Raw genomic sequence first — 26,895 nt, 5'->3', positions numbered from 1 at the left:
CGAACTCAGCAGTGAAACGATGCATCGCCGATGGTAGTGTGGGGTTTCCCCATGTGAGAGTAGGTCATCGTCAAGATTAAATTCCGAAACCCCAATTGCGAAAGCAGTTGGGGTTTTGTTTTTGCGCTCGAAAAACAGAACCGAGCCAGCCAAGGTCAATTGTGAAAAAAATCACATAAACCAGGCTCCACGCTTTTGGTATGGTGCAGCTCATTTTTAATGGACTGAGTTTGCGCCCACGGATCGGCGTTCTTTTCAAAGAGTTGCTGTACACGTGCCTGAACCGATACCGATCAAGGACCACGAGAAAGAAACACGCCTGGTCAACAAGAGACTCATGGCCTGCGCCTTGTTCGTTGCCGCCATTACTTGTGCGCTGGTGGTGCGCCTGTATGTCCTGCAGGTAGTCGAGTTCGACTATCACTCCACCATTTCCGAAAACAACCGTGTCCACGTCCTGCCGATTGCGCCTACCCGCGGGTTGATCTATGACCGCAACGGCGTACTCCTTGCCGACAACCGTCCCAGCTTCAACCTGACCATCACCCGCGAACTCGCCACCGATGTTAAAAGCGAGCTCGACGAGGTGGTCAATCTCCTGCACCTGCCCGCCGAAGACCGCTCGCAGTTCGACAAGGCGATGAAGCAGGCGCGTCACCCATTCGTACCCGTGACCTTGTTCTATGAGCTGAGCGAAGAACAGATAGCCGTACTCGCCGTCAACGAGTTCCGTTTGCCAGGCCTCGATGTCGAGCCGCAGTTCGTTCGACACTACCCATTGGGCGCACACTTCGCTCATTCGGTCGGCTACGTCGGACGCATCAACGAGAAAGAGTCAAAGGCGCTGGATACGGTCGAGTACCGAGGCACCCAATCGATCGGCAAGACCGGGATCGAAAAATTCTACGAGGCGCAACTGCACGGCCATGTCGGTTATGAGGAGGTCGAAACCAATGCTCAGGGACGTGTTCTGCGGGTGCTCAAGCACACTGACCCGGTGCCGGGCGAAAACATTGTCCTGAGCCTCGACGTCAAGCTTCAGGAAGCTGCGGAACAAGCCCTGGGTGATCGTCGAGGCTCGGTAGTCGCGCTGGACCCGTCGACCGGTGAGGTGCTGGCCATGGTCAGCAATCCGAGTTTCGATCCTAACCTGTTCGTCACCGGCATCAGCTCCAGGGAATACTCTACGCTGCGCGACTCCATCGACCGGCCGCTGTTCAACCGCGTGCTGCGTGGCTTGTACGCGCCGGGTTCAACCATCAAGCCGGAAGTGGCAATCGCCGGCCTCGATACCGGTGTCGTCACGCCACAGACTCGTGTGTTCGACCCCGGTTACTACCAACTGCCGGATTTCGATCACAAGTACCGAAACTGGAACCACAGCGGCGATGGTTGGGTGGATATGGATGCGGCGATCATGCGCTCCAACGACACCTACTTCTATGACCTGGCACATAAGCTGGGGATCGATCGCCTGCACGACTATATGGCCATGTTCGGACTCGGTGAGAAAGTCTCCCTGGACATGAACGAAGAAGCCTCCGGCCTGATGCCATCTCAGGCCTGGAAACGCGCCACCCGTCGTCAGGCCTGGTTTCCGGGCGAGACGGTGATTCTCGGCATCGGCCAGGGCTACATGCAGGTCACACCGCTGCAATTGGCACAGGCCACCGCGCTGATTGCCAATAAAGGCGTGTGGAATCGCCCGCACCTGGCCAAAACCGTGGATGGCGTCGCGCCGGTGGATGAGAACCCAATGCCGAACATCCTGCTCAAGGACCCGCGCGACTGGGAGCAGGTCAACCACGGCATGCAGATGGTGATGCATGATGCCCGCGGGATTGCCCGGGCCGCAGCGGCGGGGGCGCAGTACCGTATCGCCGGCAAGAGCGGTACCGCGCAAGTGGTGGCGATCAAGCAAGGCGAGCGTTACAACCGGGAGAAAACCCGCGAGCGCAACCGCGACAATGCCTTGTTCGTCGGTTTCGCCCCGGCCGAGCACCCGAAGATCGTGATTTCGGTGATGATCGAAAACGGCGAGGCGGGCGGTCGTGTCGCCGGACCGGTCGTACGGCAAATCATGGACGCCTGGTTACTCGATCAGGACGGGCACCTCAAGCCGCAGTACGCCGCGCCAAGCAAGGCCGCGGGCGATCCTCACGTCTGAATCATCGTGGCTTCACAGCACAGGCTCACGGATGCTGAGCATGTGCTGGAAGCTCTCGAGGAACACCGTTTCGGCCTGGCTCATCTTCTGTTCGCGATTCCACAACAGCTGGATATCGAAATCCACCACCCCGTCTTCCGGCGGCAAACGCCAGAGCAGACCTTGCTCGACATCCCGGTGCACCAGGTGCGTGGGCAAGGCGCCGATGCCGTAACCTGCGCAGATCAGGCGGTAAATTTCTTCGAAACTGGTGGATGAGGCGACGATCTTGCCGGTGAAGCCTTGCTGGTCGCGGAACAGCGTCAGGGGTGAAAGATTGCCGCCCAGTTGATCGCTGGTGAAGCTGACGAAATTTTCCGCCGAGAGCTGCTCCAGGGTCAGGTTCTCTTGCCCGAACAACCGATGCCGCTGACCGCAAAAGTAAGCGTAGGTCTCGCGAAACAGTACCCTTTGTTCCAGCCGTGGCTGTGGCAAACGGCACAAACCGACGCCGATGGTCGCAGTCTTCTGCAGCAATGAACTGATGATGTTCGAGCTGCCCATCACTTCCACTTCCAGCTCGATTTTCGGGTGGGTTTCATGGAAGTCGGCAAGGAACTCATCGTAGTGCCGAGCCTGCACACCGCTGACGGTGAGGATGCGGATCTTGCCCACCACGTCGTCGTGACGACTCTCCACCACCGTGCCCAGACGGGAAATATCACCGTAGATATCCGCGGCAATGCGCAGCACTTCCTCCCCGGTTTCCGTCAGGTCAAAGCGTCGCCCACTGCGGGCAATCAACACACATTCGAGTTGTTCTTCCAGCCGTTTCAGCGCCTGGCTGACGGCCGACTGGGTGATGTGCAGTCGGGCGGCGGCGCGGCTCATGCTGCCCTCCTGGCCGATGACCAGATAGGTGCGCAGCAGGTTCCAGTCGAGGCGGTCATTGAGAAAGCGCCGGCCGACCCAGGGGTTGGAAGTGGAGGGCATAAAACCTCATGCAGTAGCAGTGCTAATAGTAAAGATAAGAATTTGAAAATTGACTAATCCTGGCACGGAAGCGATAAAGCCCACAAGCGCCACAGAGCGCAACCGTCGCCAGCCTCAACACCTGCCCAAAACTATAAGTACACAGGGTCCTTGCATGCACACTACCGCCCAACCGCGCCGAGCCGCGGCCGCTGCCTTCATCGGCACGACCATCGAATTCTACGACTTCTACATCTACGCCACCGCGGCGGCATTGGTGCTTGGGCAAGTATTCTTCCCCAGCAGCGACCCGGTCATGAGTACCCTCGCCGCGTTCGGCAGTTTCGCTGTCGGCTTCATTGCCCGGCCCATGGCCGGCATGGTCTTCGGTCACCTGGGTGATCGTCTCGGGCGCAAGAAAATGCTGCTGGTGACCATGGCCCTGATGGGCATCGCCACCGCCGGGATCGGCCTCTTGCCGAGTTATGCCAGCGCCGGTATCTGGGCGCCCATCGGGCTGATCGTCCTGCGTGTGATCCAGGGCATTTCGGTCGGTGGCGAGTGGGGCGGGGCAGTGCTGATGGCCAGCGAGCATGCCCCGGCCAAGCGTAAGACGTTCTACGCCTCGTTTGCCCAACTCGGCAGTCCCGCCGGTTTGTTGCTGGCATTGATCGCCTTTCGTCTGGTGACGTCCCTTGAGCCCGAGGAGTTCCTCGCCTGGGGTTGGCGCCCGCCGTTCCTCGCCAGCGGCGTGCTGATGATGGTCGGCCTGTTGATCCGTTCCGGGGTTCACGAGTCGCCGGAGTTCGCCAAAGTCCAGGACAATAACGAAACCGCCAAATACCCGGTGATGGAGGTGATCCGCACCTGCTGGCGGCAGATCCTGTTCGCCGCCGCTGCAGTGACCATCGGCTCGGCCGGGTTCTTCTTCACCAACACCTTCATGATCACCTACGTCACCCAATACCAGGGCATTGCCCGTTCGACGATTCTTGATTGCCTGTTTCTGGTGACCGTCATCCAGCTGCTTTCGCAACCGGTCTCGGCGCTGTTGGCCGAGCGCATTGGCGAAGATCGCTTCCTCAAAGTGGTCGCTCTGTTGTGCATGGTCACGCCGTATCCGATGTTCGTGTTGGTAGGCACGCAGAACATTCTGTTGATGACCCTCGGCATCGCCTTGGCTGTAGTCATCCTCTCTGCACTGTACGCGGTGATCGCCGGCTACATGACCCAGGCCTTCCCGGTGCACCTGCGCTACTCGGGCATTTCCATCGCTTATCAATTGGCTTGCGCCGTGGCCGGGGGCAGCACGCCGCTGATCGGCACGCTGCTGGCCAGCAAGTTTTCCGGACAATGGTTACCGCTGGCGGTGTTCTTCACCTTGCTCTCGGCCCTGTCCCTGATCGGTGTTTGCGGCCTGGCCCGCCTGCGCGCCAACCCGGTCGTCTCCCACGCTGCCAAAGAGGTGTATTCGTGAGTAAACCTGCACACATCGACCCGGTTGAATGGCAAGCCCGTTGCGAACTGGCTGCGCTGTACCGACTGGTCGCGCACTTTCGCATGACCGACTTGATCGACACCCATATCACCCTGCGGATTCCGGGGCCGGAACACCACTTCCTGATCAATCGCTACGGGGTGATCTTCGACCGCATGCGCGCCTCGGACCTGGTGCGCATCGATCAGGAAGGGCGGGTGGTCGACCCGGAGTACGCAGGCCACCGGGTCAACGCCGCCGGCTTCGTGATTCACTCGGCGATCCACATGGCGCGTCCGGACCTGAACTGTGTGATCCACACCCACACGGCGGCAGGCATGGCGGTTGCGGCGCAGAAGCAAGGCTTGCTGCCGATCAGTCAGCACGCGCTGAAGTTCTACGGCAAGCTGGCCTATCACACCTACGAGGGCATCGCGCTGTCGCTGGATGAGCGCGAGCGCCTGATTGCCGACCTCGGCCCGCACCGGGCGATGATCCTGCGCAATCACGGCCTGCTGGTTGGTGGTTCGGGGGTTGCCCAGGCGTTCCAGGAAATCCACTTCCTGGAGCGCGCCTGCCAGGCCCAGGTGCAGGCCCTGGCCGGTGGTTCGGCATTGCATTACCCGTCACCGCAAGTGTGCGCGCACACTGCCGAGCAGTTCGACCGTGATGAGCAGGACAACATCATCGACCTGGCCTGGGAGGCCGCCCTGACCCTGATCGAATCCCAGCGCGAGTCCTATCTGTCATGAATACCGTGGTCCTGCTGTCCCGCGACACCTTGTTGCTCAAGCAATTGCAGGCGGCGTTCGCCCGTAGCGCGCCGCAGCTCACCGCTGTGTTGGCCGACGATTCCCGAGCAGCCGATGCGCAGATGGCGGCGTGCTGGTTCCCGGTGCCGGGCAGTCTCGGCGAGTTGCCGAACCTGCAGGTGATTCACTCGGTGGCCGCCGGCATCGATCACCTCGACCACGATCCGTCCTGTCCGGACCTCCCGGTTTGCCGTGTGGTCGACCCGGGCCATCGCCAGGGCATGACCGAGTACGTGCGCTGGGCGGTGATTCACTATCACCGCGGCTTCGATCAGGTGTTGTCGCAACAACGCGAGCAACGCTGGGAACGGCCGCTGCAAAGGGCGGCGGGGCAGTTCAAGGTCGGAGTGATGGGGCTCGGCTCGCTGGGCAGCGCGATTGCCCTGGACCTGGCCGCGGCCGGCTATGACGTGCGCGGCTGGGCGCGGCGCAGCAAGGACTTGCCGGGTGTGCGTACGTTCGCCGGAGCGGAGGCGTTGAACCCGTTTCTCGACGGCGTCGAGTTGCTGATCAACCTGCTACCGCTGACCAGCGAAACCCACGGCATCCTCGGCCGGGCCACTTTCGAGCGGCTCGCCAGCGGCGCGGCACTGATCAACTGTGGCCGGGGCGGCCATCTGAACATCGACGACCTCGAACAGGCACTGGCCCGAGGGCAATTGCGTGGGGCCTTGCTGGATGTCTTCGAGCAGGAACCGCTACCGGTCGATCACCGGCTGTGGACGATGCCCGGCGTCACCATCACCCCGCACATGGCCTCGGCGGCTTCCCATGACTGCATTGCCGAACAAGTGGCGGAGAACTTCCGTCGATTGAATGCCGGCGAAACGTTATTGAATTGTGCCGACCGATTGCTGGGTTATTAAACCAACCGCTATCCCGAAAAACACCGACAACGCAGCACCTGTAGGAGCCGGCTTGCCGGCGATGGACTCAAGTGCGCCGCGTTTATCCGGTTCACACGCGTTATCGTTGACGACCATCGCTGCGATGCGGCGACCCGACAGGCCAGCTCCCACAAGAACCGCGGCCTCAAGGTCAATGCCTACCTGACCGATCCCGCACAGCTGGAACCGTTAAGCGCGGTGTACCGTGAGTTCCTCGGTCATGCACCATCGGCGCGCACCACGGTGTGCGTGGCGTTGTGGGGCGTGTCGCTGGAGATCGACTGTGTCGCCGACCCGCAACTGCGGGCCATGGTGCCCAACGTGAAAGTCGTCGGCCGTGCGCTGACCCTGAAACTGGTGGGCGCCGATGCCGTCGCCGTCAACCGGGCCCTGGCGCAAATCAGGCCGGGCGACGTGCTGCTGATCGACACCGGGGGCGACAATCGGCATGCCCCGGTCGGGGCGGTGACCAGTTGCGCGGCACGCTGCGCCAGGGCGGGGGCCGTGATTGGGCAAGCGCTGGCATCTGATCAGGCCGAGCCGCGCCTGCTCGAACGCTTGCGCACCGGTGAGCCGGTCGCACAGGTCTTGCGCGTCTAGTCCGTCAGCCGTTGTTGCAGGCTTTCGAGAAAGATCGCCTCGGCCCGGCTCATGCGCTGTTCGCGGTTCCACAGCAAATGAATGTCGACATCGGCAATCCCTTCGTGGGGCGGCAGGCGCCAGAGCAATCCGGCGTCGACGTCGGCCGCCACCACGTGCTCGGGCAAACAGCCGATCCCGAAGCCGGCGATGACCAGTCGCCGGACTTCTTCCAGGCTCGGTGAGGACGCGACGATGCGACCGCTGAAACCCTGCTGATCGCGAAAAATCGTCAATGGCGAGAGCATGCCGCCGATCTGGTCACTGGTGAAACTGACGAAGTTCTCCCGTTGCAAATCCCCTTCGGCGACGTCCTGTTGGCCGAACATCGCATGATGCTTGCCGCAGAAAAACGCATAGCGCTGACGCAGGAACAGGCGCTGCTCCAGGCGTGGCTGCGGGCGCCGATTGAGGCTCAGGCCGAGGGTCGCGGTTTTTTCCTGGAGGGCGCTGACGATGTCGGAACTGCGCATCACATCGACTTCCAGATCCACTCGCGGGTGCTGCCGATGGAAGTCGGCGAGGAAGTCATCAAAGCGCTCGGAGAAGATCCGGCTGATGATCAGCAAGCGCACCTTGCCGATCACTTCGTCGGCCGGTTGTTCGAGCACGCTGCTGACCTGGGACATTTGCCCGTAGATTTCCCCGGCCAGGGCGAAGATCTGCTCGCCGACTTCGGTCAGGGCAAAACGTGGCCCGCGACGGGCAATCAGTTGGCGCCCCAGTTGTTCTTCCAGGCGCTTGAGTGCCTGGCTCACGGCCGGTTGCGTCAGGTGCAGGCGGGCGGCGGCGCGGCTGATGCTCAGCTCCTGGCCAATCACCCGGAAGGTGCGCAGCAGGTTCCAGTCCAGGCGGTCATTGAGCAGACGTTGCATAGGCGTTCAACAGTCAGGAAAAGGTTGATGGAGAAAGTCGATGGCCTGCGGCACGTCGTGCGCAGGCCATGGAAAATCTACAGTCGCGGGATCGTAACACTGTTGGCACGCCGCAGCCGAGGCAAGTCGGCCCTGCAAAAAACCTGGGGGGATGGGGTAATTCTTCGAATCTACAGATTGATAGGGCCTTCAGCCTGAGCTGAAGGCCTTTGGAAATGTTCAAGAACCTCCAAGTGAGTTGAGCGCATCCTTAGCGCACCTGGCGGTCCTTTTCTTATTAATTACATAGACGCATTCACAAGCTTTGACGCGTCCATCTTTTGTATGAGCACAGACTTATAGTGCTCCACGAATTTTTTTGATCCGGCTTTCGAAAGATGGAGACCATCACTATAAAATACTTCGCCCTCAGAAAACGACTTACAAAGGCCTTCAGTACAAAAAGCCTCGTAAGGACTAATATAAGTCACGCCTTGTCGCTCAGAGGCGTAGCTCTTAAGAACCATATTTCCCGGAATTGTAGAAATACTTTCTTCTTTTTGGCTAAGCTTTGTTGCGCAATCATACTTAATGAACGATGGACGGCTGAAGCAGCTAATTGCGTCCACAGTTCCAGCGCCAGGTACGTTGCCGACAACCACTAGCTCTCTAGTGCCGAGAAGGGCTCTGAACTCATCAATCTTTCCAGTTATATATTTATAACCATCGACTGTATTTGCACCCGGGGTGGGGGCTTTAGGGTTTAGAGTTCCGGAAACCCTGAGTTGCCCATCCCATGCTTCGGCTAGAAAAACAACAGCATTCGGGCTTTTATTAATGACGGCCAAAGCCGTTTCAAGCACGCCGGGGCACAACTTATCCCAATCCATATCTGGTGTAACCCTTGTCAGACCTGGCAAAGGGATACAGCTTGAAGCACTAATAAAAATATTCTTACCCAGTGGCTTTCCAATCAAGGAATCAAGTCCGGTTGCGTACTGCAAGGCATGGCTGTCACCAATCAACACCATATCGGCGACCCCTGACTCGCCACCGGAAATCCACCCAACATACTGGTATCCGGACCCGCCATATTGATCCACATGGAACTGCTTCGAGTCTTTCAGCAGTGCGGAAATTTCCGAAGGCATCTCAGTCCGCCACTTCCAGCCATCCGAAGCCCAGATTGATGCGGCAGGAAGAACCAGCACCATGGCAAGCATCGCACATGTAAGTCCAAATGCTGATTGAGACATTCCCTCTTTTTTAGTGCGTGGTGCTCTGAGTGGTGTCTCGACAAACCGATAAAGGATATACCCAAGCACCATGCACGCGATGAACAGCTCTAGCTGATCAACAGCGTTTAATGGCCCCATAGTGTAATATTTATAGAACACAATTATCGGCCAATGAACAAGATAAACAGAATAGCTGATAAGACCAATAAATACTGGGATTTTACTCGAGAGAACACCACCCAAAAACCTGGAGTCAGACGAGCAAATAACAAGCGCCGCCCCCACACAAGGAATGAGCGCATTATATGATGGAAAAAGAGTTTTTTCAGAAAACCAAAAAATCGAATAACCAATTAAGGAAAGACCGATAGCGCATGCCAGCTCTTTAACCCAAGGGTTTTTAAATGCACCATTGACTAGCCATACCGACGCCGCACCTATTGCAAATTCGAATATGCGGAATGGCGCAAGAAAGAATATCGTTCCAGGTCCATCAGTAAATAACGCTGCAAATTTTGGCATCCATGCCGACAAAATATCGCTATGCCCGTCAGACATCACAAAGCTTGCGAACAAACTCAATGCAAATGCCAGCGACAAGCAAAGAAACAGAGGAGTTCTAGTTTTACGCTTGGCCAGGAAAACAAGCATTACTGGCCAAACCAGATAAAACTGCTCCTCAACACTCAGCGACCAGGTATGCAGCAGAGGCTTGAACTCTGAGGCAGTATTGAAATAACCACTCTCATTCCAAAAAAAGAAATTCGACGCAGAGAAGATTGAATAAACCAACTCCCCGCCAAATCTTTGAAAATGCTGCGGAGAGAACAAAACAAAAGCCGCCACCGCTGTAATAAGTAGCGTCACGAAAAGAGCAGGAAATAACCGCCTAACCCGCCTGGAGTAAAAATTCGAAAAACTGAAACTGCCAGTCTTATCAACCTCAGATACAATAAGTCTCGTAATCAAGAAGCCACTTATTACGAAAAAAACATCAACGCCAACAAAACCACCTGAGAAGCCTGAAACTCCTAGATGAAAAAGAACAACGCTCAATACGGCAATAGCGCGCAGACCATCTACGCCTGCCATATATTTCAGACGGTGCATTCGTAAAATCCTTGGTTGGTTTGCGACCCCTCTCCAGGTCGTCGTTTATTTTCCCATGCAGGGCATGCACACATAAAGCTTTAATTTTCCGCCCCAGTCACCGGCGAGAAACTGTCACCTATGCCATTTTCCACACGAGACACGATGTCGGAGATCGGGCGTATTAGGCTGTTGGTTGCAGGCCTACTGGGTAATTAGTCGACCTGCTCGACAGGCAAAAACGTTCCATTTTATCACCGATTTCGAATGTGTGCAGCCTGATTTGAGTCGCCGTTCCATCCGGTATTCGAAGCACGCTGCGGAAGGCTGGTTCGCGCAGTTGGATTTTTCGACTAGCTATTGAAATAACCACTCAGGACACTGGTTTCGTCTCATCTCACTTTTCAACTCGGAAAAACTCGGATAAACCCGCTTAAATTCACTTCGCTTCGGGCCTATGTTTGGGTTTATCTCCGGCCAAATTCGGAAATAGAAACATCCCAGCTAAACCTCATGCGAAGGCGAGGGCTTTTTCTTCCAACAGCTCTTCATACAAGGCCGCCCATTTGCGCCCCATTTCGTCCGCCGTAAACAGGCTCTGATAACGGGCCTGCGCCTTCTCGCCCATTTGCGCGGCCAGCACCGGGTTTTCCCACAGCGTACGCATCGCCTCACGGAACGCCAATGGATTGCTCGGCGGCACCACCAGCCCGGTTTCGTTATGGATGTTGATGTAACTGGTGCCCGTGCCGATTTCACTGGAGATCATCGGCTTGCCATACATCGCGCCTTCCAGCAGCGAAATGCCGAAGGCTTCGGAGCGCAGGTGCGACGGGAACACCACCGCATAACTCAACTCGAGCAGTGCGACCTTGTCCTCATCGTCGAGGAAGCCGAGGAAGTGCAGGTTCTGCAGCCCCAGCGCTTTCGCCTGGGCATGCAGCTCTGCTTCCAGCGGGCCGGCGCCGACGATGACCACGGGATAGTTCAATCCCAGCATCGCTTCCAGCAGGATGTGCAGCCCCTTGTAGTAGCGCATCACACCGACGAACAGGAAGAACTTGTCCCCCAGTTTCTGGCGCCAGCGCTCGGTGCGGGCCGCGTCGTGCTTCGGATAACTCGACTTGTCCAGGCCATAGGTGATGACCCGGGTCTTGTCCCGGTAGTCCTTGAGCACATCGCTGGTGTGAAGGTAGTTGGGGGACGCCACGGCGATTCGATCGGCGCTGTCCAGGAACCGCCGCATCAATGGACGGTACAGCTTGAGCAGATGGCGCTGGCGGATGATGTCGGAGTGGTAACTGACCACGCTGGGCTTTTTCGTGGAGCTTGCAAAGTGCACCAAGTCCATGAAGGGCCAGGGGAAGTGGTAGTTGACCACGTCGGCCTCAGCCGCGAGTTCGCGAAACTGCTTGAACACGCTGTAGGAAAAACCGGTGGAGGCGAATTGAAAATCCATCCTGGCCTGATGCACCTGGTGCTCGCGGATCTGCAACACGCCTGGCGCCGGGTTATTGCTCAGGGTCAGCACCGTGCTGTCGACACCATGGCGCACACCAATTTCGCTCATTTGGAAAATGACTTGCGCGATGCCGCCCATGGAGTCGGGCAAATAGGTTTTGTAAAAGTGCAGGACGCGCATATCAGTTCTCCATAGCCTGGCGGTAGGCGCGGGCGGTCACCGTCGCACAACGCTCCCAGGAAAAAAGCTTCGCCCGCTGCAAACCCGCTTCGCGACAGGCCTGCCAGTGCGCCGGGTCGTCGATCAACCGCTGCATGGCATCGCGCAAGGTGTCCGGGTCGTGCGCCTCGATGTAGTTGCCGGCATCGCCAGCCACCTCCGGCATCGCCGATATACCCGTAAGAATCACCGGGGTGCCACTGGCCATGGCTTCCAGTACCGGCAGACCGAAGCCCTCGTACAACGAAGGGAAGACCAGCGCCCGGGCACCGGCCAGCAACTGCGCCAGATCTTCATCGGGCAGGTACCCCAGCAGGCACACATGACCCGAGGCGAGGGCCGAAGCCAATTCGTCGTTGAACTGCTGGCGCTGCCAGCCGGCCATGCCGGCGATCAGCAAGGGAAAACGCTGGCGCACGGGTTCCGGCAGCAGCGCATGGGCGCGCAGGGCCTGGGTCAGGTTCTTGCGCGGCTCCAGGGTGCCGACGCACAGAAAATACTCCCGTGCCTCGACGCCATGGGCCTTGAGGACCCGGTCGATGGCCTCGGGTTCACGCGGGTGGAACCGTGCGGCCACACCCAGCGGTGCCACCACGAAGCGTTCGGCCGGCAGCGCGAACCAGGCCTGCGCTTCATTGGCGATGTGCTGCGAGTCGGTCAGGATCAGCCGCGCCCGATGTACGCCGTCGGCAAGGCGCCGCTCGATTTCGCGCAGGCGTGCCGGTGGCTGGCTGTCGGGATAGTGCAGGTGGGTCAGGTCATGCAGGGTGATGACGGTCGGGCCATCGAACGACAATGGCCACAAACTCGGTTCGTGATACAGATCGATGGCCTGGGAGGGGCGCTGGTCGAAACGCTTCTGCTCCAGCCAGCGCCGCGCCTGATAGGCCCCCGGAACCTGTCGCAGCAACGGCGTCAAACGCGAGTAGCCGGGCATTGCCGCCTCAGGCAGGGTCGAACTCCAGCCCCAGCCATGGAACAACGACAACTCGACGTCCGGCTCGTGGGCCAGGGCCGTCGCCAGTTCGGCGACGTAGTGGCCGATGCCTGTGCGCGGGGCCTGGAGGATGCGGGCGTTAAGGGCAATGCGCATGCTGACTCTCAGGCACCTGCGCATCGCTGTGCAGGTTGCGCTGGATGCGTTCGACCAGTTGCGCACTCGCCTCGCGCCAGCTCAGCCAGCGCCAATCGTCCAGGTCGAGGGGCGCGGGAAATGCGCCGCCACTCTCCATGTCGATGACCATGTCGGCGAGGTTCTGCGGGTCGTCGAGGTCGAAATACGCCATGTACTCGCCACCGATTTCGCGGAACACCGGGATGTCGCTGGCCATTGCCGGCAGGCCTCGCTGCATGGCTTCCACCAGCGGCAAACCGAAGCCTTCGACGTAGGACGGGAACACCAGCGAGGTCGCGTGGGTATAGGCGTGCTCCAGGCTCTTGTCCGAAAGCGTGTTGAACATGAACAAGCGCTGGTTCAACTGCGGATGCTGGCGGATACGCTCGACCAGCGCCTCGCACTTCCAGCCGATCTTGCCGACGATGCACAACCGCGCCCTGGACCCGGCGGCCCAGGCGCGCTCGAATGCGTCCAGCAGATACGCATGGTTCTTGCGCGGTTCGATGGTGCTGACCATCAGGAATACCGGGTCTTTTGACTTGAACATCTGCAGCAGCCCCGGGTCGACGGCTGAACGGGCATCGCTCAGGTCGAGTTCGGAGCCCAGGTGAAAGTAGTCGAACCAGCGCTGCTGAACCTGCGCGGCACCGATCCTGCGGGTCATCTCCTGACGAACCTCGTCGCGGATGGTGGTCGAGATCGCCACGTAGCCATCGGCGGTGCGGGCGATCCAGTCGAACCATTCGTTGAACACCTTCACCAGCCCGGCGTCGCAGAACTGCGGGTGGGTCAGGGGAATCAGGTCGTAGATCACCGAAATGATGCCGACCCCGTCACGCTTGAGTTGCTCGGCCAGGGGGAAGAAGTTGGCGTGCCAGGACGAGTCCAGCAGCACCAGTTGATCGCCGGCGCGATGCTGCAATGGCACGCAGCGCTCGGGCACCGGCTTGCCCTTGAGTACCCGGTCGAGCAGGCGTATCGGCAGGCTCAGGCAGGCGAACGCGGTCAGGCGGCAACCGACGTAAAGCACCAGGCGGGCGAACTTCGATGTGCTGAACGGCCGGCGTCGTTCCAGCGTGCGGTGGCGCAGCCAGAACAGATTGGCGATCTGTTCGAGCTTCACCCGCAGGCTCGTCAGGTCCACTTTGACGGTGGGCAAGGGCGCCAGGCTTTTCACCTCGAACAACGCGCCATTGATCATCACCACCGGAATGCATTCACGCCGGGCGTCCGCGGCCGGCAATTGCTGGATCACGTTGCGAACGACCCGCTGAATGCCCGAGTTGGCATCGGGGTGTTCGAAAACGTAGGTACATTCAACCAACAGTCTGGTCATTGCGTCACTCCAACGGTTTTCGCCAGGTTTTCGCTGGAGCGGGTAACACTGGTCTGCGCTTCGAGCCAGGAACAACCGACAAAGTCCTCCTGGCGATTATTGATCACGTGGAAGACCAGCCCGTAGTCACGCCATTCGAAATTGCGATCCAGGTGCGAATCCAGTCGCGACAGGCTCAGGGCCACCGAATAGTTGCCCTTGCCCAGGCGCATGTCGAAGGCAAAGCGGTAAGTGATGCGTTCGCCGGCACTCAGGTCGGTGAGGGCTTTGTCGACCCGGTGGGTGTTGATGCCGTACATGGGCTGGCCGAGGCGATCCTTGATCATGAAACCGAGAATCAGCCGCTCGATGTCCTGGCGCACCTCGACCTGCACCTCCAGGACCATCGCCTGACCGACTTCTGCCACTTCCACCGAACGGCCCTTGGGGTCAAGCAGGCGGACGCTGAGAATGCCCGCTTCGCCTGTCCCGGAAATGGTTTGCACCTGCCCGTTGGCAAGCATTTCCTGGCGCACGGTCTGGCCTTCGCGCTGGGCGAGCATGGCGTTGTAGTAGTCCATCACTTCTTCGGGTTTGCCGCGCATGGCCATGCGCCCGTTTTCCAGGAGGATCGCGGTGTCGCAGATCGACTGGATCGCCGAGCGGTCATGGGACACGATCAGCAACGTGGTGCCGGCCTTGCGGAAGTTGCGGATGCGATCGAAGCTTTTGTGCTGGAAGTAGGCGTCACCCACGGACAGCGCTTCATCGACGATCAGGATGTCCGGTCGCCGCGCGGTGGCCACGCTGAACGCCAGGCGCATCTGCATGCCGCTCGAATAGGTGCGGACCTGATGGTCGATGGCCTCGCCGATTTCGGCGAAGCTCTCGATTTCCGGCATCAGCGCTTCGATTTCTTCGACCTGCATGCCGAGCAACTGGCCGGCCATGAAGGTGTTCTGCCGACCGGTGAAATCCGGGTGGAAGCCCATGCCCAGTTCCAGCAACGCCGCTACGCGACCTTGCAGCTGGATGTCGCCGCAGGTGGGCTGGGTGGTGCCGGTGATCATTTTCAACAGCGTGCTTTTGCCGGCGCCGTTGACCCCGACGATGCCCACGGCTTCGCCCGGCTGAATCTCGAAATCGACCCCCTGCAGCACCCAGTGCAACTGATGCCGGGTGGGGGAGAAGGGCACCAGCCATTCGAACAGCCGGCTCCAGCGATTGGGGTACTGCTTGTAGGCCTTGCCCAGGCCACTGACACGTATATGTCCCATCAGAGCTCGTCCACCATTTCACCGACACGCTGGCGGAACAGCCGCAGCGCGATCCCACAGAACAACAGGCCGATTACCAGCAACGGCACCAGCGAGCCCCAGTCTGGCCATTGGTTATGGAGAAACAGGTTCTGGTAGCTGTTCATCAGTGCCGTCATCGGGTTCAGCCCGATAAGGCTCTGGATGCCCGACGGCAGGATCGACAGCGGATAAACGATCGGCGTCAGCCAGAACCAGAATTGCAGGCAGATGCCGAAAAACTGCCCGACGTCGCGAAAGAACACGTTGAGCACGCCCAGGATCATCCCCAGCCCCGCCGCGAACAGCACTTGCAGGATCAGCAACGGCACCAGCGCCAGCAGCGCCATGCCGGGCAGCCGTCCGCTGATCAGCAGGAAACCGAGGAACAAACCGAGGATGATCGCGAAGTTGATCCCGGCATTGAGCAGCACGATGACCGGCAGACAGATGCGCGGGAAGCTGATTTTCTTCAGCAGGTTGGCGTTTTCCAGGAACATGCTCTGGCTGCGCGTGGTGATCTCGGCGAACAGGCCCCAGGTCAGCAGGCCGGCGCACAGGTAGACGCTGTAGGCCAAGCTGTCATCCACGCCCGGCAAGCGGGCGCGCATGATGGTGGAAAAGATCACTGTGTAGACGAGGATCATCGACAACGGATTGAGCACGGTCCACAAGGCACCGAACAGCGAGTTGCGGTATCGCGCCTGAAACTCTCGTTTGACACTGCCGAGGATGAAACCCCGGTAACTCCACAGCGATTGGTAAAGATTACGCAGCATTCAATCCGTCCGCCCGTATTGATCTTCGAAGCGGACGATGTCGTCCTCTCCCAGGTATTCGCCGCTTTGCACTTCGATGATCACAAGGTCGATCACGCCGGGATTCTCCAGGCGATGCTTGTGACCGGCGGCAATGAAGGTCGATTCGTTCTTGGCCACCAGATGAGTGCCGGTGCCGTTGTTGGTGACCTTGGCCATGCCTTCGACCACCACCCAGTGTTCATTGCGATGGTGGTGCATCTGCAATGACAACTTGGCGCCGGGCTTGACCACGATGCGCTTGATCTTGAAGCGCGGGCCTTCCTCCAGCACGGTGTAGGTGCCCCAGGGCCGGCTGACCGTACGGTGCAGGCGATAGGCTTCGTGCTCTTTGTCCTTGAGTTGCCTGGCCACCCGGCGCACATCCTGGGCGCGGTCGGCGTGGGCCACCAGCACCGCGTCGGCGGTGTCGACGATGATCAGGTTATCCACGCCAACGGTCGCTACCAGGCGGTTATCGCTCTGGACGAAATTGTTGTGGCTGTCGATGAAAATCGACTCGCCGACGGCGCGGTTGTTCTGTGCATCCGCCGGTACCAGCGCGGCCACCGCACCCCAGGAGCCGATGTCGCTCCAGTCGAAACGGGCGGGCACGACGACCACCTTGTCGGAGCGCTCCATCAACGCATAGTCGATGGAAATGTCCATGATCTCGCCAAACAGCGCCGGTGACAGTTCCTGTTGCAAGCCCCCATCGTTTTCCATCGCCGCGCTGGCGGTCATGCAGGTTTGCGTCTGCTCCAGCAACGTCGGCGCATGGGTTTGCAATTCGGCCAGCAGAGTGGCGACCGAGAAGCAGAACATCCCGGAGTTCCACAGGAAGTTGCCGCTTTCCACGTAATGCGTCGCGGTTTGCAGGTCGGGCTTTTCGACGAAACGCCGCACGCCGGCAGCGCCTTTGTCGTCCAGCGGTGTGCCGGCTTCAATGTAGCCAAAACCGGTTTCCGGCGCCGTCGGCACCACGCCGAAAGTCACCAGGTGACCGCGCCTGGCCAGCGTCACGGCATGCTCGACCGCGTCCTTCAACGCCTCGACATTGACGATCAGGTGGTCGGCGGGCATCACCAGCATGATCGCGTCGTCGCCATGCAGGGCTTGCAGCGAGAGGGCGGCGGCGGCAATCGCCGGCGCCGTATTGCGCCCCGTTGGCTCCAGCAGGAAGTGCCCGCGATGGCGGCCAAGGTGTGCGTCCCGAAAATGATCCTTGCTCTGGAAGTAGTACTCGCGGTTGGTCACCGTGACGATATCGCCCCAGCCGTCGAGCAGCTCGGCGGCACGCCGATAGGTCTTGCCCAGCAGCGACTGGCCGTCGGGCAAGGCCATGAACGGTTTGGGATGGCCTTCGCGCGACACCGGCCACAACCTTGTCCCGGCACCGCCGGAGAGAATCACGGGAATCAGCATGGCCTACTCCTTGGCGACGCGTTTCATGTCCGCATCCATCATCATGCGGATCAAGGTGTCCAGGTCGGTTTTTGGTTTCCAGCCCAGCACACGCTGGGCCTTGGCCGGGTTGCCGAGCAGCACTTCGACTTCGGCCGGGCGGAAGAACGCCGGGTCGATCTTCACGAAGTCGCGGTAGTTCAGGCCCACGTGATCGAAGGCGATCCGGCACATCTCGCGCACGGTGGTGGTCACGCCGGTGGCGACCACGAAGTCATCGGGTTTGTCCTGTTGCAGCATCAGCCACATGGCTTCGACGTAGTCCCCGGCAAAACCCCAGTCGCGCTTGGCGTCGATGTTGCCCAGGCGCAGTTCCTGCTGCTTGCCCTGCTTGATGCGGGCGGCGGCGTCGGTGACTTTGCGCGTCACGAACTCGATGCCGCGCAGCGGTGATTCATGGTTGAACAGAATCCCGCTGCTGGCGTGCAGGTTGAAACTTTCGCGGTAGTTCACGGTGATCCAGTGGCCATACAGCTTGGCCACGCCATACGGGCTGCGCGGATAGAACGGCGTGTTCTCGTCCTGCTGCTCGGCCTGGATCAGGCCGAACATTTCGCTGGTGGATGCCTGGTAGAAACGCGTGTGCGGACTGAACTGACGGATCGCTTCGAGCAGGTGGGTAACGCCCAGGCCGTCGACGATGCCGGTGGTCACCGGTTGATCCCAGGAGGCCGCGACAAAGCTTTGCGCGGCGAGGTTGTAGACCTCGTCCGGCGCCGACTTGATCACCGCGCGCTGCACAGAACAGGCATCGGCCATGTCGCCATCGAGGTAGACGATGTCCGCCTCGACGCCCATCTCGCGCAAGCGCCAGCGCGAGTCGCTGCTGCGACGCGCCACCAGGCCGTGGACCTTGTAACCCTTGTCGAGCAGCAGTTTGGCCAGATACGCGCCATCCTGGCCGGTGATGCCTGTGATCAATGCACTTTTAGTCATACTTGTCGTACTCGCGTCTCCCAGTCGGACAGGATCGCCCGCAGGGATTGTTGTGTTGTGATTTCAGACTTCCATCCGGTGGTTCTGGCCAGCCTGTCAGGGCTGCCGCACACCCGACGCTGATCCGCGCGGCGAAGGCGCGCAGGGTCCTGGACCAGTTGCAGGTCGACCTGGGCAAGATCTGCCAGTTGTTCGATCAAACTGCGAATGCTCTGTTCGCGCCCCGAGCAGATGTTGTAGACCTGCCCCGGCGTGCCTTTGTCCAGCAAGGCCAGGTAGGCCGAGACCACGTCACCGACATCGAGGAAATCACGCGTGACGTCGACGTCCCCGACCTCCAGTCGTGGTGCCTGCAAGCCTTGTTTGATCCGGCAGATCTGACGCGCGGCGCCGGCGATGACGAAGCTGTCTTTCTGCCCGCTGCCGATATGGTTGAACGGGCGGGCGACCAGTACTGGCCAGCCTTCGCTCAGGCCCCACTGCAAACTCAGGAACTCTGCCGAAAGCTTGCTCACGGCATAGGGATTGCGCGGGCAGGGTGGTTGCAATTCAGTGATGGGCAGATGCTCTTCAGCGACCTGGCCATAGACATCGCCGGAGCTGACGTACACAAACGTGCCGCTGAAGCCGCGTGCCTTGAGGGCTTGCAGCAGGTTCAGGGTGCCCAGCAGATTGATGTTCAGGGTACCGGCCGGATCACGAAACGCCTGCGGGACGAACGTCTGGCCGGCCAGGTGAATCACTGCATCGGGCATTTCCGGCCACAGGCCTTCGAGGCTGTCCGGAGCGGCAAGATCGTAGCGGTCGGGAACAGGCAGCAGCTCCCATTGCGAAGTCTCGGCCTGCAAACGCGATTGGATGTGTTGTCCTACGAATCCGGTCAGACCCGTGACAAACAGACGTTTTTTCAACAGCGACCCCCCGGTCATGTATTTCACCCAATTCCCACAGGCTTTACGGAAAAATCAACGAACCAACAGGGTGGTTCGAAAGACAGGTGAAATGTTTGTTGTAGTTGTTTGGTAGCCAATCTGTGCCATTTGCTCGGCAATTTCAACAGGTCCAACCGTGACTGGTCAGTTCTCGTCAGAGTAGCCCGATTTATTCTCGCCGGGCGGTTCACGAATCCTCAACGGATGTGGTTAGAATGCCCCTCGTCACGATTACCCGGGGTTCGGCAGCGTCGCTTCGAAACTGCGAGAAACTGACCACTAAAACAAGAACGTAGACGGGCAGGAAGACGATGGACGAGCGTCAGTCAACACTGGCTCGAACCGTATCCTCCCCGTCATAGCGTGAGGCTGCCGGGATGGCGGCGTCACCGTGGGATGCCATGAATTTCATTCTTTATTCCGACGTCAACGACAGCTCCATCAGCCAGAGTCTCGGCCGTCCCGAGTACAGTTACTACTTCGTGCTCAAGGCCTATCGACCATTGTTCGAAAGCCTCGGACCGGTGCATGTGGTGTCATCGGCCGCCGAGGTCGATCCGCTGTACCGGCAGTTGCAGCAGGCCGGCCAGGACTGCCTGTTCATTTCGTTCGCGCCACCGCACAAGACCCCCACCGACCTGCAATGCCCGATGGTGTGCGTGGTCGCCTGGGAGTTCGACACCATTCCCGCCGAGCACTGGGACAACGATCCGCGACAGGATTGGAGCCGCACGCTGGCACGCCTGGGACGGGTGATCACCTTGTCCACCCATACCGCCGAAGCCATCCGCCGCACCCTGGGCGACGACTTTCCGGTGCTGGTGCTGCCGACGCCTTTGTGGGAGCGCTTCGCCGACATTCGCCAGCAGTATCCCGGCACGCCGGTGAACGCCGGTGCCACGCTGCAGATCAAGGGTTGCATCCTGGACAGCCGCACAATGGGGTTGTCCGCCGATGGTTTGATCGCACCGATCATCGAGCAACCGCCAGTGGAAATCGTTGAGCCGGTACCGGAACCGGAGCCCGAACCGGCACCTCAACCCGCGCCGCCGTTGACCCTGCGTCGACGCCTCTTCATCACCAGGCATTACCTGGTGATGTGGTACCGCGAAACCGCTCGTGACCTGGTGCCGGATGCCGTTCGCCCATGGCTGGCCAGGCTTCGGACGCGGCCAGCGCTGCCGGTCGAGCCACCAGTCTGCGAAGCGCCCGTTGCCGAGGAACCTGCAATCAGCGCAGCCCCCGTGCAGGATGAACATCCGCAGGCGGCTTTCCCCGATACCAGCGAAACGGTCGAAATCACGGTCGACGGGGTCATCTATGTCAGCGTGTTCAACCCCGATGACGGGCGCAAGAACTGGCACCACCTGATCACGGCTTTCTGCTGGGCGCTGCGTGATGTGCAAGACGCCACGCTCGTGTTGAAGATGACCCAGAACGACCTGTCGACCTATTACGTCGAGCTCATGACCTTGCTGTCCCAGCTCTCGCCCTTCGCCTGTCGCGTGGTGGTCATGCACGGTTATCTGCAGGACGAGCAGTTCGCCCGCCTCTATGGCGCGGCGAGTTACTACGTCAACGCTTCTCGCTGCGAAGGCCTGTGCCTGCCGCTGATGGAGTTCATGTCCTGCGCGCGGCCCGTGATCGCGCCGAACCACACGGCGATGCGCGACTACATCGACGAGCGCGTGGCGTTCGTGGTCAAGTCCAGCCAGGAGCCGACGATCTGGCCGGAAGACGCGCGCATTCTCTATCGCACCTTGCGCCACCGTCCGGATTGGGGCTCGTTGAAAAGCGCTTACGAGAACAGCTACGCCATGGCAAAGAACCGGACGGATGCCTGGCAGGTCATGGCGGATGCGGCCAGCGAACGCATGCAGGCGTATTGCAGCTTCGCGCCGGTGCAGCAGCGGCTGGCGTTGTTCTTCAAACAGGACGCCGTGCGTGACGCCGTACCGGTGGTTGCCGAAACGGGGGCTGCATCGTGCTGATCATCATTCATTCGGAAACCAACAAGAGCAACATCCGGCAGAACCTGGGGCGACCCGAGTACAGCTACTACTTCGTCCTCAAGGAATTCCGCCCGGTGCTCGAACGGCTGGGGCAGGTGATCGAAGTCAGCAACCCGGACGAACTGGTCGACCGCTTGTATTTCGATTGCCAAAGCCGGGGCGAAGACTGCGTGTTCCTGTCCTTCTCCCCGCCGCATCGCACGCCGGTCCATTACGCATGCCCGACGATCCCGGTGTTCGCCTGGGAATTCAGCACCATTCCCACCGAGACCTGGCAGGGCGAACCGCGGCATGACTGGCGGATGGTGTTGGGCACCAGCGGGACGGCGATCACCCACTCCAGTTTTACCGTGGATGCCGTGCGCGATGTAATGGGCGCCGATTACCCGATCAGTGCGATCCCGGCGCCGGTCTGGGACCGTTTTGCCGCCCGTGGCGAGCTGCTGGAAAAACGCCCGGTCGTGGGCCCTACGCGCCTGAACCTGCGCGGGCTGTTGATCGACAGTCGCACGGCGGACCTGCGCCCCTATGGCCCGGAACGCTTGCGCGAGGGCACGCCGATTGCCTTCGACCAACCGCCGCGCGACTGTGAGTTGCTGCTCGAGGGCGTGGTCTACACCTCGGTGTTCAATCCCTACGACGGACGCAAGAACTGGAAGGACATGATCAGTGCGTTCTGCACCGCCTTTCGCGACACGCCCGACGCGACCCTGGTGCTCAAGCTCACGCACCATGACATCGCCAACGCACTGAACGACATGCTGCACCACGTCTACAAGAACCAGTCGTACCAGTGCCGCATCGTGCTGATCCACGGCTATCTGGCCGACATCGACTACGAACGCCTGGTCGAGGCCACCAGTTACGTCGTCAACTGTTCCTACGGCGAAGGGCAGTGCCTGCCGTTGATGGAGTTCATGTCCTGCGGCAAGCCGGCGATCGCGCCGCTGAACACTGCCATGATCGACTACATCGACCGTGACAACGCGTTCATCGTCGAAGGCACCGACGAACTGACCTCCTGGCCCCACGATCCTCGCGCAGCGTATCGCACCCTGCGTTACGTCACCGACTGGGACTCGCTGTGCACGGCTTTTTCCGCCAGCCATGACGTCGCCAGGCACGACGTCGAGCGCTATCAACGGATGTCGGCCCATGCCGTGCGCAGCCTCCAGGGATTCTGCAGCCAGGCCGTCGCCGAGCAGCGCCTGAAGGCGGTGTTCGAGCAGTTGCTGGAACGGCGTGAAGCAAGCCCAGCACAAGCGTCGGGCACATGATTCGGCGCCTGCTTGCGAAGTTGCGGCCTGCACCGGTGGTGGTCACCGCGCCCGAACCCCGGGTCTCGCCCAGGGACATCGGTTTGTACGATGCCTTGCTCGACGGCTGGTTTCTCGGTGACAGCGGCGAATTGCTCAAGGGCTTTGCCATCACCGCCGACGACACCTTGCTGGATGTCGGTTGCGGCGAAGGCGTGGCGACCTTGTTCGCGGTCCGTCAGGGTGCTTCGGTGATCTTCACCGACAGCGAGCACGACAAGGTCCGCGATCTTGCCCGGCAAGTGGCCGCGCAATCGGACAAACCGAACCTGGGGCTGGTCAGCAACAGTTTGCCGCTACCCTTGGCCGACGGCTGCGCGAGCAAAGTCGTGTGCATGGAAGTGCTCGAACACATCGATCAGCCAGAACCGTTCATGGCCGAACTGGTGCGCATGGGCCGCCCCGGCGCGCAGTACCTGCTGAGCGTACCGTCGCCGGTGGGGGAACATTTGCAGAAAGGCATCGCCCCGGCCAGCTACTTCCAATCGCCCAACCACGTGCAGATTTTTTCCGCCGAACGCTTCGCCGCCCTGGTCGAGGACGCCGGTCTGGTGATTGAACACCGTCAGGCCAGCGGTTTTTTCTGGGTCATGGGCATGATCTTTTTCTGGGCCAGCGAGCGGGCCGCCGGGCGTGACCTGGGCGGTGCCGTGCGTGACCGGATCCAGGCACCGTATCCGCCGCTGATGGAGAGCTGGGCGAAAACCTGGCAGGACCTGCTCGCCCAGCCTGACGGCCTGGCGATCAAGCAGATGCTCGACCGGTTCATGCCCAAGAGCCAGGTGATCATTGCGCGCAAACCTCATGTCCGGGAGGGCGCATGAGCAACGAAAATCGAATCATGGACATCGAGTTGCTGCGTGGCATTGCCGTGCTTGGCGTGCTGTTTCATCACCTGCAGGACAGCCTGTTCGCGGCGGCTGTGCCGCTGTTCCAGGTCATCACCTTGTACAGCCAGCCGTGGTGGGGCGTGGACCTGTTTTTCGCGATCTCGGGCTTCGTCATTGCCCGCAGCCTGATCCCGGCCTTGCGTCGCTGCACAACGCGTCATGAGTATTGGCAACAGACGCGCAATTTCTGGTTGCGCCGGGCCTTTCGATTGCTGCCGTCGGCCTGGCTGTGGCTGGCGCTGATGTTGCTGGCGTGTGTTTTTCTCAACCGCTCCGGCGCCTTCGGCACGCTGCACGCGAACATTCAGGCGACCCTGGCCGGCATCGCGCAGTACGCCAACTTCCGCTTTGCCGACAGTTTTTATCGCTACGAGTACGGCACCAGTTTCGTCTACTGGAGCCTGTCGCTCGAAGAACAGTTCTACCTGCTGTTTCCGCTGATGATCGTGCTGTTTCGCAAGCATCTGGTGTGGGCGTTGCTGGCGTTGGTAGCGGTGCAACTGTTCACCTTGCGCACGCCGATCCTGATGGTGGTGCGTACCGACGCGCTGGCCCTTGGCGTGCTGTTGGCGATGTGGAGCGTGCAGCCTTCGTACCTGCGTTGGGAGCCAACATTCCTGCGTCGTCCATGGGCGGGTGTTACCGCGCTGATCGCGGTGTCGCTGCTGCTCGGTTTCATGGCGACGGATCGTTTCACCTTCACTTCCTACCGGATCGGCGTGATTGCGCTGCTGTGCGCGGTGCTGGTGTGGATCGCATCCTATAACCGCGATTACCTGTTGCCGCGCGGCCTGTTCAAGAACCTGATGACGTGGGTCGGCAGCCGTTCCTACGGGATCTACCTGATCCATATCCCGGCCTACTTGCTGGTCCGTGAATTCATTTTCCGTTTACAGGCTGCCGGGCTGCCCAGTCCGGCTGGCCATCCGATTCTGATGTTGCTGATGGCTGGCGGCCTGATCGTGCTGCTGAGCGAACTCAACTATCGCTACATCGAAATGCCCATGCGCAACCGCGGCGCCTCGCTGGTCAAGCGCCTGGGCACCTCCCGAACAGCCGTCTCATCCTCTGGAGCCACCTCATGCTGAGCCTTTTGAAGAAACTCACGGCGGGCTCGCCCGCGCCTGTGCAGCCAGAGACACCGCCTGCGCCAGCCTTGGCGGAAAAGGTCGACCCCTACATGCTCGGCCTGCACGACGCGATGCTCAGCGGCTGGTTCAATCAGCAGACCGGCGAGCTGTTCACCGGTTTCCAGGTGACGCCTGAGGACACCTTGCTCGATGTCGGCTGCGGCGACGGTGGCAACGTGCATTTCTGCGGAATGCGCGGGGCGAAGATCATCATCGCCGATATCGACGCGGCCAAGGTCGAAGCGACCCGCCAGCGCCTGGGCGATACACCGGCCCGCGACGTCGAATGCCATGTCACCGACTGCAACCCGCTGCCGATTGCCGACGCGACCGCCACGCGGGTGGTGTCGACCGAGGTCATCGAGCACGTGGATGATCCGGCGCAGTTCCTCGCTGAACTGGTGCGCGTCGGTAAACCGGGCGCGCTGTACCTGTTGAGCGTCCCGCATCCAAGCTCGGAAGATCTGCAAAAAGATATCGCCGCGCCTGTGTATTTCCAGAAACCCAACCACATCCGCATCATCAGCGAAGAGCAGTTCAAGGCCATGGTCAGCGATGCCGGCCTGGAAGTGATCAGCCACAGCCAGTACGGATTCTACTGGTCGATGTGGATGCTGTTGTTCTGGGAAGCCAAGGTCGATTTCAGTAACCCGGACCATCCGTTGCTCAACCATTGGGCGGATACCTGGCAGGCGATCCTGGCCTCGCCACGGGGCGCACAGATCAAGCAGGCGCTGGATGCGGTGGTCGCCAAGAGCCAGGTGATCATTGCGCGTAAACCCTGATTAGCCAATTGTGGGAGTGACGGTCTGTAACAGACCGTCCGGCACAGCCTTCGATGCCGTCCCGTCATCACAGGGCCGCTACTGCCTCCATAAATGGGGCATTACACCCACTCCACCGGGCGGTTACCACCAGGTTTGAGGAAAATCCCCCCCTCATCCTTTCTCTCGTTTGAAACATTAAGAAACATTGTGTTCATTCATCTGGGCTTTATCTTCTCCCTGAGGTAATGGCTCATTTGTTGCATTCCCTCTGGAGCCCCAATAACTGTCCTCGCGGGCATCATGGAGACGATGACGCTTGCCGGATTCGGCATGACGCGAGGGGTGAAAAATGCAACGCGCGCGACGCCACCATGCAGCTACATCGCCTCTCATGAGGAGCTTCTTATGAGTTCCATAATCAAGATTGGCATTGTTGACGATCACCCGCTGTTAAGGGATGGGGTCACAATGGCGCTGAAGAAAATAGCGGATTTTGAGGTGGTCGAGCAGGGCGGGTCTGCCGATGATGCCTTGGACATTGCCGCTCGTTTTGCTCCGAATGTGTTGCTGATGGATGTAAACATGCCGGGCGACAGCTTTGCTGCCGTGCGAGCGATTTCGGCCTCTTCGCCGGCCGTTAAAATTTTGATGCTGACGGTATCCGAGTCCATCGAGGACGCCTATTCCGCCCTCGAAGCGGGCGCGCAGGGATATGCGTTGAAAGGCATAAGCGGTCTTGAGCTTGTACAGGCCATCAGAAATGTTGCCGGGGGTGAAACCTTCATCACAACCAAACTGGCCAGCAAGCTGTTAAGCAATATCAGAAAGCACACGGGGGACAAGCAAAAGTTCGAGCTGACCCATCGTGAAGAACAGGTTATCCGGGAAGTATCGAAGGGCCTGACCAACCGCGAGGTTGCTATCAAGCTTGAGCTCTGCGAGAAGACCATCAAGCACTACATGACGAATGTCATGTACAAGCTGCACGTTCGTAACCGCACGCAGGCGGTCGCAGCAGTGCTACGGCATTGGGAGGGTGACCATGTATCCAGCCTGTGCGGTGCTCTTCAACGCCGCGATTTGAATGACAACGGAAGCTGAATAACGAGCCATATGCGCTTGCGAGGAC

General features: G+C 60.0%; 22 protein-coding genes and 1 pseudogene. 12 read left to right on the top strand and 11 right to left on the bottom strand.

Annotation, left to right across the window (positions count from 1 at the left end; translation table 11 throughout):
- Positions 1-274: 274 nt before the first annotated feature.
- The gene (gene mrdA, locus EI969_RS00395) at positions 275-2,167 is read left to right on the top strand and encodes a penicillin-binding protein 2 (protein WP_160385434.1); all 1,893 of its coding nucleotides are present in this window, start codon (positions 275-277) and stop codon (positions 2,165-2,167) included.
- Positions 2,168-2,179: 12 nt separating this feature from the next.
- Here mrdA and EI969_RS00390 read toward each other — a convergent pair whose 3' ends face one another.
- Positions 2,180-3,139, bottom strand: coding sequence for a LysR family transcriptional regulator (locus tag EI969_RS00390; RefSeq protein ID WP_160385433.1), 960 nt, complete (start codon positions 3,137-3,139; stop codon positions 2,180-2,182).
- A 154-nt stretch (positions 3,140-3,293) separates the two neighbouring features.
- On the opposite strand from EI969_RS00390, the gene EI969_RS00385 reads away from it, so the two are divergent.
- The 5 genes and pseudogenes from EI969_RS00385 to EI969_RS00370 all read left to right on the top strand — a co-directional run bounded on the left by EI969_RS00385 (position 3,294) and on the right by EI969_RS00370 (position 6,894).
- Entirely contained in the window at positions 3,294-4,595 is a 1,302-nt protein-coding gene (locus EI969_RS00385) for an MFS transporter (protein WP_160385432.1), read from the top strand.
- Entirely contained in the window at positions 4,592-5,347 is a 756-nt protein-coding gene (locus EI969_RS00380) for a class II aldolase/adducin family protein (RefSeq protein ID WP_110661562.1), read from the top strand. The genes EI969_RS00385 and EI969_RS00380 overlap by 4 nt, the downstream gene beginning before the upstream one ends.
- Positions 5,344-6,273 carry a glyoxylate/hydroxypyruvate reductase A gene (locus tag EI969_RS00375; RefSeq protein WP_160385431.1) on the top strand — a complete coding sequence of 310 codons (930 nt, stop codon included), beginning with the start codon at positions 5,344-5,346 and terminating at the stop codon, positions 6,271-6,273. The genes EI969_RS00380 and EI969_RS00375 overlap by 4 nt, the downstream gene beginning before the upstream one ends.
- A 165-nt stretch (positions 6,274-6,438) precedes the next feature.
- Positions 6,439-6,588: pseudogene (locus EI969_RS30750) on the top strand (RidA family protein); the annotation flags it as partial.
- The gene (locus EI969_RS00370) at positions 6,565-6,894 is read left to right on the top strand and encodes a hypothetical protein (protein ID WP_305989795.1); all 330 of its coding nucleotides are present in this window, start codon (positions 6,565-6,567) and stop codon (positions 6,892-6,894) included. The pseudogene EI969_RS30750 and the gene EI969_RS00370, both read left to right, overlap by 24 nt.
- Here the strand turns inward: EI969_RS00370 and EI969_RS00365 are convergent.
- The 10 genes from EI969_RS00365 to EI969_RS00320 form a co-directional block, all read right to left on the bottom strand.
- Positions 6,891-7,808: a LysR family transcriptional regulator gene (locus EI969_RS00365; RefSeq protein WP_150718532.1), complete on the bottom strand. Its 918-nt coding sequence runs from the start codon at positions 7,806-7,808 to the stop codon at positions 6,891-6,893. The two genes, EI969_RS00370 and EI969_RS00365, sit on opposite strands and share 4 nt — an antisense overlap.
- 281 nt (positions 7,809-8,089) lie before the next feature.
- Complete coding sequence (locus EI969_RS00360) at positions 8,090-10,135, bottom strand: acyltransferase family protein (RefSeq protein WP_160385430.1); 2,046 nt, start codon at positions 10,133-10,135, stop codon at positions 8,090-8,092.
- A gap of 490 nt (positions 10,136-10,625) precedes the next feature.
- Positions 10,626-11,756, bottom strand: coding sequence for a glycosyltransferase family 4 protein (locus EI969_RS00355; RefSeq protein WP_160385429.1), 1,131 nt, complete (start codon positions 11,754-11,756; stop codon positions 10,626-10,628).
- A 1-nt stretch (position 11,757) separates the two neighbouring features.
- Complete coding sequence (locus EI969_RS00350; protein ID WP_160385428.1) at positions 11,758-12,888, bottom strand: glycosyltransferase family 1 protein; 1,131 nt, start codon at positions 12,886-12,888, stop codon at positions 11,758-11,760.
- On the bottom strand, positions 12,872-14,248 hold the full coding sequence (locus EI969_RS00345; RefSeq protein WP_160385427.1) for a glycosyltransferase family 1 protein: 1,377 nt from the start codon (positions 14,246-14,248) through the stop codon (positions 12,872-12,874). Before EI969_RS00345 ends, EI969_RS00350 begins: the two co-directional genes overlap by 17 nt.
- Entirely contained in the window at positions 14,245-15,504 is a 1,260-nt protein-coding gene (locus tag EI969_RS00340) for an ABC transporter ATP-binding protein (protein ID WP_160385426.1), read from the bottom strand. Before EI969_RS00340 ends, EI969_RS00345 begins: the two co-directional genes overlap by 4 nt.
- A complete protein-coding gene (locus EI969_RS00335; RefSeq protein ID WP_160385425.1) occupies positions 15,504-16,301 on the bottom strand; it encodes an ABC transporter permease in 798 nt (265 codons plus the stop codon). Before EI969_RS00335 ends, EI969_RS00340 begins: the two co-directional genes overlap by 1 nt.
- Positions 16,302-17,744, bottom strand: a complete 1,443-nt coding sequence (locus EI969_RS00330; protein ID WP_160385424.1) for a mannose-1-phosphate guanylyltransferase/mannose-6-phosphate isomerase — start codon at positions 17,742-17,744, stop codon at positions 16,302-16,304.
- A gap of 3 nt (positions 17,745-17,747) precedes the next feature.
- Positions 17,748-18,719 (bottom strand): GDP-mannose 4,6-dehydratase, encoded by a 972-nt coding sequence (gene gmd / locus EI969_RS00325; protein ID WP_056722724.1) that lies wholly within the window; start codon positions 18,717-18,719, stop codon positions 17,748-17,750.
- Positions 18,716-19,630 carry a GDP-mannose 4,6-dehydratase gene (locus EI969_RS00320; RefSeq protein ID WP_160385436.1) on the bottom strand — a complete coding sequence of 305 codons (915 nt, stop codon included), beginning with the start codon at positions 19,628-19,630 and terminating at the stop codon, positions 18,716-18,718. Before EI969_RS00320 ends, gmd begins: the two co-directional genes overlap by 4 nt.
- A 422-nt stretch (positions 19,631-20,052) precedes the next feature.
- Here EI969_RS00320 and EI969_RS00315 point away from each other — a divergent pair, with 422 nt between their 5' ends.
- From EI969_RS00315 to EI969_RS00290, 6 genes are all read left to right on the top strand, one after another.
- The gene (locus EI969_RS00315; protein WP_160385423.1) at positions 20,053-21,642 is read left to right on the top strand and encodes a glycosyltransferase; all 1,590 of its coding nucleotides are present in this window, start codon (positions 20,053-20,055) and stop codon (positions 21,640-21,642) included.
- Positions 21,636-22,940 carry a glycosyltransferase gene (locus tag EI969_RS00310; RefSeq protein WP_160385422.1) on the top strand — a complete coding sequence of 435 codons (1,305 nt, stop codon included), beginning with the start codon at positions 21,636-21,638 and terminating at the stop codon, positions 22,938-22,940. Before EI969_RS00315 ends, EI969_RS00310 begins: the two co-directional genes overlap by 7 nt.
- On the top strand, positions 22,937-23,803 hold the full coding sequence (locus EI969_RS00305; RefSeq protein ID WP_160385421.1) for a bifunctional 2-polyprenyl-6-hydroxyphenol methylase/3-demethylubiquinol 3-O-methyltransferase UbiG: 867 nt from the start codon (positions 22,937-22,939) through the stop codon (positions 23,801-23,803). Before EI969_RS00310 ends, EI969_RS00305 begins: the two co-directional genes overlap by 4 nt.
- Positions 23,800-24,957 (top strand): acyltransferase, encoded by a 1,158-nt coding sequence (locus tag EI969_RS00300; protein WP_160385420.1) that lies wholly within the window; start codon positions 23,800-23,802, stop codon positions 24,955-24,957. The genes EI969_RS00305 and EI969_RS00300 overlap by 4 nt, the downstream gene beginning before the upstream one ends.
- A complete protein-coding gene (locus tag EI969_RS00295) occupies positions 24,951-25,784 on the top strand; it encodes a class I SAM-dependent methyltransferase (protein ID WP_160385419.1) in 834 nt (277 codons plus the stop codon). Before EI969_RS00300 ends, EI969_RS00295 begins: the two co-directional genes overlap by 7 nt.
- A 387-nt stretch (positions 25,785-26,171) precedes the next feature.
- Entirely contained in the window at positions 26,172-26,867 is a 696-nt protein-coding gene (locus EI969_RS00290; protein WP_160385435.1) for a response regulator transcription factor, read from the top strand.
- Positions 26,868-26,895 lie beyond the last annotated feature (28 nt).

It is taken from the genome of Pseudomonas sp. PB101, from assembly GCF_009764265.1.
GTDB lineage: Bacteria > Pseudomonadota > Gammaproteobacteria > Pseudomonadales > Pseudomonadaceae > Aquipseudomonas.
Note: the sequence above shows the minus strand (reverse complement) of the source record. Positions and strands in the feature narration are given on the sequence as shown.

Bases quoted from the DNA above. Each gene is read 5' to 3' on its own strand.
- EI969_RS00355 (WP_160385429.1), bottom strand. From the start codon at position 11,756: ATGCGCGTCCTGCACTTTTACAAAACCTATTTGCCCGACTCCATGGGC.
- EI969_RS00295 (WP_160385419.1), top strand. From the start codon at position 24,951: ATGCTGAGCCTTTTGAAGAAACTCACGGCGGGCTCGCCCGCGCCTGTG.
- EI969_RS00300 (WP_160385420.1), top strand. From the start codon at position 23,800: ATGAGCAACGAAAATCGAATCATGGACATCGAGTTGCTGCGTGGCATT.
- EI969_RS00350 (WP_160385428.1), bottom strand. From the start codon at position 12,888: ATGCGCATTGCCCTTAACGCCCGCATCCTCCAGGCCCCGCGCACAGGC.
- gmd (WP_056722724.1), bottom strand. From the start codon at position 18,719: ATGACTAAAAGTGCATTGATCACAGGCATCACCGGCCAGGATGGCGCG.
- EI969_RS00375 (WP_160385431.1), top strand. From the start codon at position 5,344: ATGAATACCGTGGTCCTGCTGTCCCGCGACACCTTGTTGCTCAAGCAA.
- EI969_RS00385 (WP_160385432.1), top strand. From the start codon at position 3,294: ATGCACACTACCGCCCAACCGCGCCGAGCCGCGGCCGCTGCCTTCATC.
- EI969_RS00305 (WP_160385421.1), top strand. From the start codon at position 22,937: ATGATTCGGCGCCTGCTTGCGAAGTTGCGGCCTGCACCGGTGGTGGTC.
- EI969_RS00365 (WP_150718532.1), bottom strand. From the start codon at position 7,808: ATGCAACGTCTGCTCAATGACCGCCTGGACTGGAACCTGCTGCGCACC.
- EI969_RS00390 (WP_160385433.1), bottom strand. From the start codon at position 3,139: ATGCCCTCCACTTCCAACCCCTGGGTCGGCCGGCGCTTTCTCAATGAC.
- EI969_RS00345 (WP_160385427.1), bottom strand. From the start codon at position 14,248: ATGACCAGACTGTTGGTTGAATGTACCTACGTTTTCGAACACCCCGAT.
- EI969_RS00290 (WP_160385435.1), top strand. From the start codon at position 26,172: ATGAGTTCCATAATCAAGATTGGCATTGTTGACGATCACCCGCTGTTA.
- EI969_RS00330 (WP_160385424.1), bottom strand. From the start codon at position 17,744: ATGCTGATTCCCGTGATTCTCTCCGGCGGTGCCGGGACAAGGTTGTGG.
- EI969_RS00360 (WP_160385430.1), bottom strand. From the start codon at position 10,135: ATGCACCGTCTGAAATATATGGCAGGCGTAGATGGTCTGCGCGCTATT.
- EI969_RS00315 (WP_160385423.1), top strand. From the start codon at position 20,053: ATGAATTTCATTCTTTATTCCGACGTCAACGACAGCTCCATCAGCCAG.
- EI969_RS00335 (WP_160385425.1), bottom strand. From the start codon at position 16,301: ATGCTGCGTAATCTTTACCAATCGCTGTGGAGTTACCGGGGTTTCATC.
- EI969_RS00340 (WP_160385426.1), bottom strand. From the start codon at position 15,504: ATGGGACATATACGTGTCAGTGGCCTGGGCAAGGCCTACAAGCAGTAC.